Source organism: uncultured Campylobacter sp. (assembly GCF_937973075.1).
Lineage (GTDB): Bacteria > Campylobacterota > Campylobacteria > Campylobacterales > Campylobacteraceae > Campylobacter_B.
The window spans coordinates 16,510-28,953 of record NZ_CALBWL010000006.1; the positions used below are offsets into that span (position 1 = coordinate 16,510).

The 12,444-nt window shown below is 48.5% G+C and carries 12 protein-coding genes; 5 read left to right on the forward strand and 7 right to left on the reverse strand.

From position 1 onward, the window contains the following. Positions 1-5 precede the first annotated feature (5 nt). Both rny and Q0274_RS00450 read right to left on the reverse strand, forming a co-directional pair. Positions 6-1,559, reverse strand: a complete 1,554-nt coding sequence (gene rny / locus Q0274_RS00445) for a ribonuclease Y (protein WP_297923524.1) — start codon at positions 1,557-1,559, stop codon at positions 6-8. Further along, positions 1,492-2,109, reverse strand: coding sequence for a 5-formyltetrahydrofolate cyclo-ligase (locus Q0274_RS00450; RefSeq protein ID WP_298026564.1), 618 nt, complete (start codon positions 2,107-2,109; stop codon positions 1,492-1,494). The genes rny and Q0274_RS00450 overlap by 68 nt, the downstream gene beginning before the upstream one ends. 80 nt (positions 2,110-2,189) lie before the next feature. On the opposite strand from Q0274_RS00450, the gene Q0274_RS00455 reads away from it, so the two are divergent. Next, positions 2,190-2,771: a TlpA disulfide reductase family protein gene (locus tag Q0274_RS00455; RefSeq protein WP_298026567.1), complete on the forward strand. Its 582-nt coding sequence runs from the start codon at positions 2,190-2,192 to the stop codon at positions 2,769-2,771. Then, positions 2,771-3,634, forward strand: a complete 864-nt coding sequence (gene ftsY, locus Q0274_RS00460; RefSeq protein WP_298026569.1) for a signal recognition particle-docking protein FtsY — start codon at positions 2,771-2,773, stop codon at positions 3,632-3,634. The genes Q0274_RS00455 and ftsY overlap by 1 nt, the downstream gene beginning before the upstream one ends. A gap of 157 nt (positions 3,635-3,791) precedes the next feature. Here ftsY and Q0274_RS00465 read toward each other — a convergent pair whose 3' ends face one another. From Q0274_RS00465 to brnQ, 3 genes are all read right to left on the reverse strand, one after another. After that, complete coding sequence (locus Q0274_RS00465) at positions 3,792-4,886, reverse strand: hypothetical protein (protein ID WP_298026572.1); 1,095 nt, start codon at positions 4,884-4,886, stop codon at positions 3,792-3,794. Continuing rightward, positions 4,871-5,557, reverse strand: coding sequence for a hypothetical protein (locus Q0274_RS00470; protein WP_298026575.1), 687 nt, complete (start codon positions 5,555-5,557; stop codon positions 4,871-4,873). The genes Q0274_RS00465 and Q0274_RS00470 overlap by 16 nt, the downstream gene beginning before the upstream one ends. Positions 5,558-5,749: 192 nt before the next feature. Continuing rightward, positions 5,750-7,081 carry a branched-chain amino acid transport system II carrier protein gene (gene brnQ / locus Q0274_RS00475; RefSeq protein ID WP_298026578.1) on the reverse strand — a complete coding sequence of 444 codons (1,332 nt, stop codon included), beginning with the start codon at positions 7,079-7,081 and terminating at the stop codon, positions 5,750-5,752. A gap of 209 nt (positions 7,082-7,290) precedes the next feature. On the opposite strand from brnQ, the gene radA reads away from it, so the two are divergent. The 3 genes from radA (at position 7,291) to Q0274_RS00490 (ending at position 10,138) form a co-directional block, all read left to right on the forward strand. Continuing rightward, the gene (gene radA, locus Q0274_RS00480; protein WP_298026581.1) at positions 7,291-8,640 is read left to right on the forward strand and encodes a DNA repair protein RadA; all 1,350 of its coding nucleotides are present in this window, start codon (positions 7,291-7,293) and stop codon (positions 8,638-8,640) included. 287 nt (positions 8,641-8,927) lie between these two features. After that, entirely contained in the window at positions 8,928-9,146 is a 219-nt protein-coding gene (locus Q0274_RS00485) for a hypothetical protein (RefSeq protein ID WP_298026583.1), read from the forward strand. Between the two features lie 248 nt (positions 9,147-9,394). Beyond that, entirely contained in the window at positions 9,395-10,138 is a 744-nt protein-coding gene (locus tag Q0274_RS00490; protein WP_298026585.1) for a hypothetical protein, read from the forward strand. Positions 10,139-10,371: 233 nt separating this feature from the next. Here Q0274_RS00490 and Q0274_RS00495 read toward each other — a convergent pair whose 3' ends face one another. Further along, the gene (locus tag Q0274_RS00495; RefSeq protein ID WP_295151330.1) at positions 10,372-11,178 is read right to left on the reverse strand and encodes a transporter substrate-binding domain-containing protein; all 807 of its coding nucleotides are present in this window, start codon (positions 11,176-11,178) and stop codon (positions 10,372-10,374) included. Between the two features lie 18 nt (positions 11,179-11,196). Continuing rightward, positions 11,197-12,003, reverse strand: a complete 807-nt coding sequence (locus Q0274_RS00500; protein ID WP_291938062.1) for a transporter substrate-binding domain-containing protein — start codon at positions 12,001-12,003, stop codon at positions 11,197-11,199. Positions 12,004-12,444 lie beyond the last annotated feature (441 nt).

The window sequence follows — 12,444 nt, forward strand, 5'->3', positions numbered from 1 at the left end:
ACTCCTTATTTAGCTATCTCCACCGCGCGAAGCTCGCGTATGACATTAACCTTGATCTCGCCCGGGAATTGAACCTTATCTTGGATATCCGAAGCGATCTCTTTAGCGACCAAAACCGCCTCATCGTCGTTCATGAGCTTGGCGTTTGCGATAACGCGGATTTCGCGACCTGCGTTGATCGCGTAGGCTTGCTTGACGCCCGTTTTACTCATCGCGATCGCCTCTATATCGCTAACGCGCTTTAGATAGCTCTCTAGCACCTCTCGTCTAGCGCCCGGGCGCGCAGCACTTAGCGCGTCTGCGGCACAGACTGCGGCGCTTTCTACGCTTGTAGCCTCCTCGTGGCCGTGGTGGGCGTAAATCGCGTTTATCACTACCGGATGCTCTTTGTAGCGGCGGCAAACCTCGGCACCCAGATCTACGTGCGAGCCCTCGTATTCGTGAGTTAGTGCCTTGCCGATATCGTGAAGTAGGCCCGCTCGCTTGGCTAGCTTTTGATCCCCGCCCGTTTCTGCGGCGATGATACCCGCAAGATGTGCGACCTCAAGGCTGTGCGCAAGGGCGTTCTGTCCATAGCTGGCGCGAAATTTAAGCTTACCGATGAGTTTTAAAATTTCGGGGTGAATTTTACTAAGGCCTAGATCCATTACGATATTTTCGCCCTCTTCGGCGATGCTAGCTTCAAATTCGTCGCTTACTTTTTTGTAGATGTCCTCGATGCGAGCAGGTTGAATTCTGCCGTCTTCGATAAGCGTTTCGATGACGCGAACGGCGATAGCGCGACGATAGAGATTGTGCGAGCTTACGATGATCGCATTCGGGGTATCGTCGATGATGACGTCCACGCCAAGAGTCATCTCAAGCGCCTTTATGTTGCGCCCCTCCTTACCGATGATGCGACCTTTAAGCTCGTCATTTTTGATATTTACGACGTTGATAAGTCGCTCGGCGGCAAACTCGCCCGCAAAGCGCGACGTAGCCTGCGCCAAAATATAATTCGCCTTTTTTCGCGCCTCTTTTTTGGCTTCCTCTTCATATTTTCGCACGATGTGAGCGATGTCGGTGCGGCTTTGCTCCTCGACCTTCTTAAGCACCTGCGCGCGCGCCTCATCCTGTGTAAAGCCCGCCACGCGCTCCAAAACTTTAAGCGCTTCGGCTAGCTTCTCTTCATAGCTTTTCTTTAAATTCGAGCCCTCTTCGTAGAGGAATTTCGCCTCTTTTTTGGCGCTTTCGAGCTCTTTTTTACTGTCTTTTAAAATTTCTTGCTCGGTTAGAAGCGCGTGCTCCTTTTTGCCGAGCTCGTCAAATTTAACGTTAAATTCCTTCTGCAGTTTGCTTGCCTTATCTTCGTATTTTTTCTTAGCTTCAAACTCCGCTTCCTGCACCGAAATTTTAGAATTTCGCAAGATGCCCTCGGCTTCAAATTCTATAGCTTTGGCTTTAGCTTTGGCTTGTTCTACGAAAAAATCGTAATTGGCGTTATTGATCTTTCTAGCTACTAAGTATCCTATGCCAGCGCCCACCGCAAGAGCGCACAAGGCGATTAAAATCTCTATCATACTTTCCTCTTTTTAGGTAATTTTGGCTCGGAGTTATGTAAAAATCGCCCTTTACGTCGTGATCAAGCGATAAAATTTCGCTGCAAAAGCAGTCTTTTATACTCACGAACGCGATTGCGGGCTTAAGCTTCAGACCTGAAAAAAACATATCGTAAAATCCTTTCCCATGTCCTATTCTAGCCATTGCGCCATCCACTCCGATAGCTGGAACCACGGCTAGATCAACCTTTTTAAAATACCCGTTTTGCGGAAGCGTCTGCCGCAATCCAAAGCGTGAAATTTTAAAAGGCTGGCGCAATCTTACCATTTTTAAGCTAATATCCACCATAAACGGAACGTAAAATTCACAGCTTTTTGATAGCTTTTTTCTTAAAATCAAAACGTTCGGCTCGTAGCTCATCGGCAAAAATATCAAAATTTTACGCGCTTTTAAAAATTTTATCAGCCGCTCTATACGCCTTAAAAGCACGTAATGCTCGCATCTAGCCGTACGTGCGGCGTGAGATTTTAAGCGCGATTTGCAAATTTTTCTAAATTCATTTTTTTGCATAGCTTAAGCCTTTTATAAAATTTTAACGCTTATTTTAGCTAGTTTTTGTATAATCTTGCGATTAAATTTTAAGGTTTATTATGAAATTTCGTTTTTTTCTAGCGCTTTTTACGGCTGTTTTATTTCTTGCAGGTTGCGGCGATGATGAGGATAAAAAATCAAGCGATGCCCCGACCGAGACCAACACCACGCAGCCGCAGTCCGAAACCGAAGCCGTAATCCAGGTCGATTATACCGCTCCTTTTACACTTCAGCTAAGTAACGGCAAAATTTTAAATATGCAAAAGACAAAGCAGGGTTTTCGAATCGATAATAACTCCACCGTGACGCTATTTGCGTTTTTTACGCCGTGGTGCGACGCCTGCGCCGTGCAGGTAAGCGCACTAAATGCCGCCAAACAAGCCTACTCCGGCAAGCTTGAGATTATCGGCGTGATGATCGGCGACGCAAATTTAGACGATGCAAAAAATTACGCAAGCGCACACGAAGTAAATTACGCGATCGCTTACGGCGAAGGAACGGACTTTTTTACAAAGGCGCTAGGCGGCATAAACGAAGTGCCGTATATGGCGATATACGATGAAAAAGGCGAGTTTAGCGCGCAATATTTCGGGCTGATGCCAGAAGAAATTTTAATGACCGAATTGGAGAAAATTTTCTGATGTTCGATTTTTTTAAAAAAGGGCTTAGCAAGACCATAGATGCGATGCGAGGGGCAAAGAGCGAAGATAAAATTTCAAAAGAAATTTTAGAAGAGATGCTGCTTGAAGCCGACGTAGGCTACGAACTCGTGGAGGAAATTTTAGGAAAACTTCCCGCAAAAAAGCTAGTCGCTAAAGATGATCTCAAGGGCATTTTGAAGAACTATTTCGATTACGAGATCGCTAAAGCTGCAGATGAGAAGCCCTTCGTAGAGCTCATCATCGGCGTAAACGGCGCGGGCAAGACCACGACGACCGCAAAGCTTGCAAATTTATATAAAAATAGCGGTCAGAGCGTGATTTTAGGCGCATGCGACACCTTTCGCGCGGGCGCAGTCGAGCAGCTGCGCAAATGGGCGCAAATTCTAAATCTACCGATCGTAGCTACCGCGCAAGGGCACGATCCCGCTGCCGTGGCGTTCGACACCGTTAGCTCGGCTAGCGCTAAAAACATCGATCGCGTCCTGATCGATACCGCCGGACGCCTGCAAAACCAGAAAAATTTAGCCGCAGAGCTAAGCAAGATCGTGCGCATCTGCGACCGCGCAAAAAGCGGCGCACCGCACCGCAAGATCATCGTGCTCGACGCCACTCAGGGCAATCACAGCGTCGCGCAAGCTAGGGCGTTCAACGAGATCGTGAAGCTCGATGGCATCATCATCACGAAGCTCGACGGCACGCCCAAAGGCGGCGCACTTTTCGCCATAGCGCGCGAGCTGCGGCTGCCGATACTTTTCGTCGGCGTGGGCGAGCGGATGGAGGATTTGGCGGAATTTAACTCGGATCAGTTCGTAGAGACGCTGGTGGATGGGATTTACGCTTAAACTCTGCGTGTCTGCGTAAATTTATATTCATATTCTCGCCGAACAAGTTTAAATTTTACGCGCCGAAATGCTCGGCAAATTTTGCTAGGTCGATTATCTTAGAATAAATTTTACTTAGAATTTTAGATTTTCATTTAGAATTTTACAAAATTTTTACTCACGTGCACTGCATGAAAAACCCGCTCACCCGCGTCCACTCGCACCAAAACACGTACAAGATCCCGCCGCTGCCGAAATATACCTCGCCGCCTTGCTCGCAGCTTGGAAGCTCGCTGTCAAGTTGCATCAAAAACTCCATCTTTTCGCCGCATATCGGACACGTCGGCACCTGCGCGCCCTGTATCCACGAGGGCTCGCCGCCGATGCGCGCTAGGTTTTGCCTGCTGTTTGACATCCCCCAGTCCTGAGCCGCCCAGCGTGCCGGCGTAGGCGCAAGCGCGACCTCGCACTCCATTATCGGCTCGTCCTGCACGTATTCTACCTGCGTCCGCTCGCCGATACGTCGCGGCGTACCCTGTGCGTCGTGCTCGTAAAAGACTACCTCGCCCTCGTTTATCTCTCTAACGTGTGCGGCGAGGATTAGGCGCGGCAGCGATTGTACGGGCAAGTCGCGGGGCAGCGGATCAAGCGTAATGAGATGAAATAGTGGATTTTGCGCATCGCCGTCCGCCTCGTCCAAAACTCCGCCGAGCTTATATCCAGCCTCGCCGCCCTCAAACCGCCAGGTCGGATGGTACTTCGCCAGATGCGCCGCATAGGGCGCGCCGAAATAGCCGCGCGGAAAGATTATGTGATATACGCGCTGGCCGCAGTATCTTTTGAGCCTGAATTTCTCGCTGCCAAAGCAAATTTCATCGTTCGGCGCTTTTTGTGATTTATCGGCGGCTGGCTCATTTGAGTTAAATTTAGAGCTGTGTTCAGCTGCGCACGCTTTAAAATTTTGGCTCGCTGCCGATTTTAACTCGCCAGCGTTAAATTTAACGGCGCTTGCCGCATCGCACACTTCATCTAAATTTTTGCGCGATAGATCGCACTCATTCGCTTGCAGCGGCGCTAAAGTACCGCTCGGCTCGTTTGACATCTGCGATATATCGCACTCGCTCGTTTCAGCTTGCCTGGCGCCGCCGCATTCGTCCGCATCCATTTTTAAAATTTCATTCGCTACCGCTTGAACTCCGCCGTCTGCGTCAAATTTAGTCCGCTCAAAAGTAAATCCCGCGACCTCCAGCCAGTAGCCTATATATTCGAGCAAATCGCACGGGCGATCAAAAAATCCTCCGCAAGCGCGAACTCGCAGGCAAATTTTACGTTTCGCGGATCGCGGGTTTGCAGCAGGCAGCTAAAAATTTTTCGCTTATCGTCTTCGCTCGTCTGCGGATCCGCAAGCCTCTCGCGCCAGATTTGCGAGCTCTCGTAACTAAGCCCGCGCCATGGATACTCCGCGTAATACGCGCTCTCGTTCGGCTGCAATTTAAAAAGCTCGCCAAGATATGGGTGTAAAAGCGGCGCGAACTCGAGACTTGCCGCTGCGATGACCTCTTCGGCGTTTTTCCAACGTGCGCTCTTTTCATCTCTGCCGCGTTGCCGTGCGCTTTTACTCCTGCATTCGTCCGAGCGCGCATTTTCTTCCGTCTGGATCGCGCTTTCATCCTGCTTCGTTTCGCGCCCCTCTGCCGCCTCCTCGCGTGAAATTTCAACCGCCTTAGCGATCAAAGCTTTAAAATCCTCCTCGCCCACGTAGCCCATAGCGTCCTTTAGCAGCGTGCCGCCCTCTTGCCGCCCGCGCAGCAGGCTGTCCGCTAGCGTAAAATACGCCGCTGCGTCTCCTTGCAGCCGCCAAAACCGCTCGTATAAATCAGGCACCCTAAAGCCGTCGCGTTCAAAATCTCGCGCCAAGCTTAGCGCTTCGTCTCGCTTGCCCATCTTGCCATCCTCACTTTTGAAATTTTATTTTGATAATTTTAGCGTAAATTTAGGTTAAATTTTGAAGGCGGTTTATTTTGTATGTCGAAATTCTATGGAAAAATATGGGAGATTAAATTCGGCGGCGAATTAAAATTTAAAAGTATGCCGAGCTCCGTAGAGCCCGGCTAAATTTTAAAATAGCTCTTAAATTTAGAAGCTATCGTCTCTTTTTTCAAAGATTAGATGCAGCATGTAGCTCACGCCGAAGGTCACTGTGCTAGGCACGATCCAACCGAGCATCGAGTCGTAAAACGGCATTTTCTTTACGATAAACGTAACAAGCGGTACCGAAATCCCCAAAATATCAAGCCCGTTTATGACGCCCTCGACTACGCAGACATAGACGCAGGCGCGGTAAATCAGCTTGCTTGAATCGATCCACGGATTGATTAGCGAGAGGATTATCAGCATGATCGAGATCGGGTAGATGGCGACGAGTACGGGGATAGAGCCTTTGATGATGGTCGTAAGACCGAAATTTGCGACTCCAAAGCCGATCACGCACCAAGCGATCGCCCAGGTTTTATATTTAATCTTGCCTTTCGTAAGCTCCTCGAAGTATTCGCTAGCCGAGCTTATAAGGCCTAGAGTTGTGGTGATGCAGGCTAGGAAAAATGCGCTGCCTAGGATCACTACGCCCACTCTTCCGAAGTAATGATCGCTTACTCGCGACAGAAGCTCCGCCCCGTTGATATTCGGCGTATCCTTGAAAAGCTCCGCAGAAGTCGCGCCCAGATAGCCCAGCATAAAATATATCGTCATCAGTATGACGCCCGACATCATTCCCGCTTTTATCGTGGAGGTTACAAGGTGCTTCTCGTCGCTCACGCCGGTTGCTTTGATGGCATTAATTACGATGATGCCGAATGCCAGCGACGCAAGCGCGTCCATAGTCTGATAGCCCTCTACGAAGCCCTTTGCTGCGGCGTGATCGACATACTCGCCGCTAGGGGCGACGAAGCTTCCGACAGGAAATAAAAATCCCGCGCCGAAAAGTAACAAAATAAGCGCCAGAAGTATCGGCGTAAGGTATTTTCCTAGTAGATCGACGAGCTTTGAAGGGTTCATACAGATGTAATAGTTCAGCGCAAAATATGCCGCCGAATAAACAAATAGCCAAATTTGAAGGCGCTCTTCCGCAATAAAAGGCTTAATCGCGATATCAAAAGGCATATTTGCCGCACGCGGTATCGCAAAAAGCGGCCCGATCGTAAGATATAAAAGCGCGGTAAAAACGATCGCAAACACGGGATCTATGCGGCGCACTAGGCTCTGAAGTCCCTTTGCGCGCGCGATGGCTGCGACGCCAAGCACCGGCAGAAGCACTGCTGTAGCGCAAAAAAACATTATCGCGATATAAAAATTCTGCCCAGATTCCCTACCTAGACCCGGCGGAAAAATAAAATTTCCCGCACCGAAAAACATCGCAAATAGCGTAAGCGATATCGTCAAAAACTGGCTTCTACTAAGCTTGCCCTTCATCTTAAACCTTCTTTAAATAAAGTGAAATTTGTATTATAGTTATAAATGTTTAAAACATATTTAAATTTAGCTCAAATTTAGCCGCAAATCCTCCCTCTCGTGATTTTTGATCCCGCAAGCGACGCGCAAGGCGGCTAAAATTTTAAAAATTTTAAGTATAATTTCGCAAAGCTTGAGGCTAAATTTAGGCAAAATTAGCAAGGATAAAAATGGCGAAAATTAAAACCACGATTTTTGAGTGTCAGCACTGCGGCAATCAGCAAAGCAGATGGCTCGGCAGATGCCCCGACTGCGGCGCATTCGATAGCTTCGTCGAGCTCAAGCCCGCTCAGATCAAAGCGCTAAAAGAGATCGAGGGCGAGCTTGCCCGCGCCTCATCCGCAAGCGCCAAAGCGATCAGCGAGATACAGATCGAGCAAATTTCGCGCATCGACACCAAAGATAGCGAGTTAAATTTAGTCCTCGGAGGTGGCGTCGTAGAGGGTTCGCTCGTGCTAATCGGCGGCAGCCCTGGTATCGGAAAATCCACGCTGCTACTTAAGATCGCGGCAAATTTAGCAAGCGGCGGTCGCGCGGTGCTTTACGTAAGCGGCGAGGAGAGCGCTAGCCAGATCAAAATGCGTGCGCAGCGGCTGGGCGCGATAAGCGAGCAGCTGTTTTTGCTCACCGAGATAAATCTAAGCGCCGTACTTGAAGAGGTGGAGCGTAGGGATTATAAGTTTATCGTCATCGACAGCATCCAGACGCTTTTTAGCGACAAGGCCTCCTCTGCGCCGGGCTCGATCACGCAGGTGCGCGAGATCACCTTCGAGCTGATGCGACTTGCCAAAGCGCGCGGAATTTCGATCTTCATCATCGGCCACATCACCAAAGAGGGCTCGATCGCGGGTCCGCGCATATTAGAGCATATGGTGGACGTGGTGCTGTATTTCGAGGGCGATGCAAGCAAGCAGCTTAGAATTTTACGCGGTTTTAAAAACCGCTTCGGGGCTACGAGCGAGGTGGGGATTTTCGAGATGGGGCCGCACGGGCTCGTAAGCGCCAAGGACGTCGCGAGCAAATTTTTCACGCGCGGCAAAGCGGTAAGCGGCTCGGCGATCACGATCACGATGGAGGGCACGCGCGCGCTCGTCGTGGAGATCCAAGCGCTCGTGTGCGAGAGCGGTTATCCGAAGCGCAGCGCCACGGGCTTTGATAAAAACCGCCTTGATATGCTTCTAGCGCTACTTGATCGCAAGCTTGAGATCGGGCTTGGCGGATACGACGTCTTCGTAAACGTAAGCGGCGGCGTCAAAATCACCGAAACGGCGTGCGATCTAGCCGTCGTCGCGGCGATCGTAAGCAGCTTCAAAAACCGCCCGATCAGCAAAGAGAGCGTCTTCATCGGCGAGGTAAGCCTAAACGGCGAGATCAGAGAGATATTCAACCTCGATGCGCGCCTAAAAGAAGCCTCGATGCAGAAATTTAAAAACGCGATCGTCCCGATGAAGCCGCAAAACGCGCAGGGGCTTAAAATTTTTCACGCTACGGAGATCACGCAAATTTTAGATTGGATGTGAGACGGCGCGCTTCTTAGCTTCGGTTTAGCAGGGGGTGCGAATGGGCGAAAATGAGTTTTGAGCGGCAAAGGGCGCGTCGCTTTTGCATGGGCACGGCGAAGGGCGCAAGTGCGCCGCTTTTTGCATGGCCCACAAGCAAGCGCAAATGAGCTTGATCGTTAAAGCGCGATTTTTGGAATTTCACGTATCGTAGCGACTCAAAAATTCGTTTGAGCTTTAAAACGGCTCGGCGGCGGTGCGGTTAAAATTTAATCATTCGCGCCGCATCCTAGGCCAATACAAGGCGAGTGCTTTGCGGCGCAAATTTTAAAATTTTGCCGCAAAGCGGCGCAAAGCCGAGCTCGGTAGGTCCTTGCGTCGCACAAAATTCTATCGCGGCGCACAGGACGTATCGCATAGGGCTAAGAGTCGGTAAAATTTTAGCGGCGCCAAGCTCTCATGCGCGGACGCGACGCGGATACCGCAAGCAAAGTATCGCGCGCCGAGCCGAATGGGCGCCGCCGTAGCACGTCGCAACCAGAAAAGGCTTGCTAGCGAGACGCTACGCAAGCCAAAGCGCGCAGGTCCGCCTCACGTAGCCAAAAGACAGAGCCCGAGAGGTGGCAAGATAGCAACGCAGCGAGAGCGCGATGAAATTTTAACGCAGGCCGCATAAGCCGTTGGCAAAGCCTAATTCTATGGACAGGCTCCGCGGATAAAATTTCGCAAATTTAGCACGGATAAAATTTTATAAAATTTAAACGGAAAGGTGCATATGAGCCCAAACGTAATCGTCAAATTCGTCATTTTGTTTTTCATCAGAGCGCAAAGCTTAAACGTCAAATTTAGCAGACTCGACGCCGTCGTGTCGCGCGCTTACGCTAAATACGGGATACTGTTTAAGCTCAGCGTGCCGTTACTTGCAGCAGCATCTGTATTTGCGCTGTTTAACCTATACGATTTTGCCAAAGCCAACTACGCACTGACGATCTTTTTGCTCGCTTTGGGCTCGCCGCTGCTTGCGTACGGCTTTTTTAAGGCGATAAAATCGGCGATGACATTTGCGCTATTTGTGATCCCTTTTGCGGCGGTGTTTGCGATCATCGCGGTGACGGGCGCACAGAAGCTCGATAACTCGTTAAATTTTAACATCGTCTTTCCGCTGTTTTTCACTCTCGTGTGGTTTGCGATGTCGGTGATCGCGGACGAGGACGTGGCGCAGATCATGAATAAGATCGTATCGAAGCTCTCGACGCTTTTCGTGACGATTTTCATCCTTTATAACTACGAGGCACTGCATGGGATTTTAACTGCGGGCGCGGGAGGGTATCGCGCGGGCAGCGACGAACTAAACGCGCTTGATCTGGTGTTTATGACGATTAGATTTTTCACGCTGCCTTCGATTTTTACGTTGATGATTTTTGAGATCAAAGATTATCTTTTTATCAGATACGACGCGTTCGTGCAGGCTCAGCAGGAGCGCATGGGGGATTTGGAAAATTCCAAGGGCTCGGAGTAAAATTTTAAAGCTTAGCTTGATCTAATTTTGCGCGCCGTAAATGATCGCAGATACTGAAGATTGCGACCGCCGTGTGTGCGCTGGGCTTCGGCGCGGCGGCGGGACTAACAAAATTTGAAATGAAATTTTAGGACAAAATTTTGAGATGGAATTTTAATGACACACCGCTTATGCGCGGGCTAGAATTTAAAGCCGCGAAGCTTCAAATCCTAACCCACATCAAATTTAAAATTCTAAAAGAAGCTGTATATGTCGTCTAAAAGGAAGTATTTTTTATCGACGGTGCCTTTGTAGAAAGGCTCGAAAGTATCGTTATACGCCTTTTTGAAAAAGCCCTCTTTGCTAAGCGAGATGAGCGCTTGATTGACAGCCTCTGCGAGATCTGCGTTGCCCTTTTGCATCGCGATGCCTAAAAATACGTTCTCGCCGAGACTTTTGATATTAACCTCGACGCTAGGATCTGCGACCGGATAGACCATCACAAATAGATTATCGTCGCATGCGCCGTCGATCTCGCCGCTTTTTAGCCGCTTGTAGCAATCGGAGGAATTTTTGCAATACACTAGATTGTAGCCGCCATCCTTTTGCATAAACGCTTCGCCCGTCGAGCCTCGAATGACGCCTACTTTCTTACCTCGCAGATCGCTCATTTTTTGGATATTGTCGCTTTTTTTGGTTAAAACTCCGGAATTTACCGAAAGATATGGCATCGAAAACTCATAATTTTTCTTTCTCTCCTCAGTAACGCTTGCAGCTGCGATAAGCATATCCGCCTGATTATTTTGAATGGACGGAAAGCGCGCTTGCGCTGATACCGGTATGAGCTCGATCCTGCCGCCGGTATCGCCTAAAATTTTGCCTCCGATTGCATTAGCAAGCTCTACGTCAAAGCCCTCAAAGCCGTTATCCGTGACCCTACTAAACGGAGGTTCGTTTTCATAAACGGCGATACGAATGACTTTACTCTGCTTTATTTGGCTTAAAGAATTCGCAAGCGCGAAGATGCAAGATAAAAGAATTAAAAACAGTGATTTTTTCATTTCAAATTCCTTTTTTTATTAAAAAAAGCTATAAAGATCGTCGAGTAGGAAATATTTTTTATCGACGGTACCTTTATAGAAGGATTCGAAAGTATCCTCGTAAGCCTTTTTGAAAAAGCCCTCTTTGCTAAGCGCAATCAAGCCTTTATTGATCGCTTCTAGCAGCTCTGCGTTACCCTTTTGCACCGCGACGCCCAAGAATACATTATCGCCTAAATTTTTTATATTGACCTCGACCGCAGGATCTACGATCGGATAGACCATTACAAAAAGGTTGTTGTTGCAATACCCGTCGATCTCGCCACTTTTTAATCTCCTATAGCAATCGACCGAATCGTTGCAATAAGAAACATTATAACCGCCGTCCTTTTTGATATACGCCTCGCCGGTGGTCTTGCGGATGACGCCGATCTTTTTGCCCATCAGATCGCCTATTTTGTGAATATTTGAGTCTTTTTTCGTTAAAATTCCCAAATTCACCGTAAAATACGGCATCGAAAAATCCACGCTGCCTTTACGCTCTTCAGTGATACTTGCAGCCGCGATTATCATATCTGCCTGATTGTTTTGAAGCATCGGAAAGCGCACTTCGTTCGTTACCGGGATAAGCTCGATACGACCGCCGCTGTTGCCGAAAATTTTACCGGCTAGCGCATTGGCAAGCTCGACCTCAAATCCCTCAAAGCCTTTCTCGCTAGACTTACTAAAAGGCGGCTCATTTTCATAAACGCCCACTCTGATAACCTTGCTTTGCTTTATTTCGCTCAAGGAATTCGCAAAAACAAAGATCGCCGACAATAGAATAAGAAAAAATGACTTTTTCATAATTTCCTCCTTGAATTTTAAATTTTTCGTAATTGTAATGTAAATTTTCTTAAAATTTCATTTTGCCAGAACTGAAATTATTCCCTAAATTGCGAGCTTAGCGATAAAATTTCGCAACTAAAATTTCTAAGCATAATGATAGAGGCTTTTTAAATTTTGCTGCCTTGCGCTAAGCTCTGCGCCCGCTCTCATTAAATTTTAGCGCTTCGCTATAAAATTCTGTGCGTCTATTAGTGCCGCAAAAATAGCACGCCGCTGCGAAATTCTATGGAATTTTATAAATTCTGCAACGGCGCGTTAGTAAAATTTACAATCTAAACCAAGCTCGCAAAGTCGGACAAAATAGCAAGGCTATGCGAGCCTTTTAAAATTTTACCTGGCGTATAGCGCACAGCTATGCTTACTGCAAGCAAATGCAGGCGAGCCGTACCGCTATGCCCG

Bases quoted from the DNA above. Each gene is read 5' to 3' on its own strand.
- Q0274_RS00500 (WP_291938062.1), bottom strand. From the start codon at position 12,003: ATGAAAAAGTCATTTTTTCTTATTCTATTGTCGGCGATCTTTGTTTTT.
- Q0274_RS00455 (WP_298026567.1), top strand. From the start codon at position 2,190: ATGAAATTTCGTTTTTTTCTAGCGCTTTTTACGGCTGTTTTATTTCTT.
- Q0274_RS00495 (WP_295151330.1), bottom strand. From the start codon at position 11,178: ATGAAAAAATCACTGTTTTTAATTCTTTTATCTTGCATCTTCGCGCTT.
- brnQ (WP_298026578.1), bottom strand. From the start codon at position 7,081: ATGAAGGGCAAGCTTAGTAGAAGCCAGTTTTTGACGATATCGCTTACG.
- Q0274_RS00470 (WP_298026575.1), bottom strand. From the start codon at position 5,557: ATGGGCAAGCGAGACGAAGCGCTAAGCTTGGCGCGAGATTTTGAACGC.
- rny (WP_297923524.1), bottom strand. From the start codon at position 1,559: ATGATAGAGATTTTAATCGCCTTGTGCGCTCTTGCGGTGGGCGCTGGC.
- Q0274_RS00450 (WP_298026564.1), bottom strand. From the start codon at position 2,109: ATGCAAAAAAATGAATTTAGAAAAATTTGCAAATCGCGCTTAAAATCT.
- ftsY (WP_298026569.1), top strand. From the start codon at position 2,771: ATGTTCGATTTTTTTAAAAAAGGGCTTAGCAAGACCATAGATGCGATG.
- radA (WP_298026581.1), top strand. From the start codon at position 7,291: ATGGCGAAAATTAAAACCACGATTTTTGAGTGTCAGCACTGCGGCAAT.
- Q0274_RS00490 (WP_298026585.1), top strand. From the start codon at position 9,395: ATGAGCCCAAACGTAATCGTCAAATTCGTCATTTTGTTTTTCATCAGA.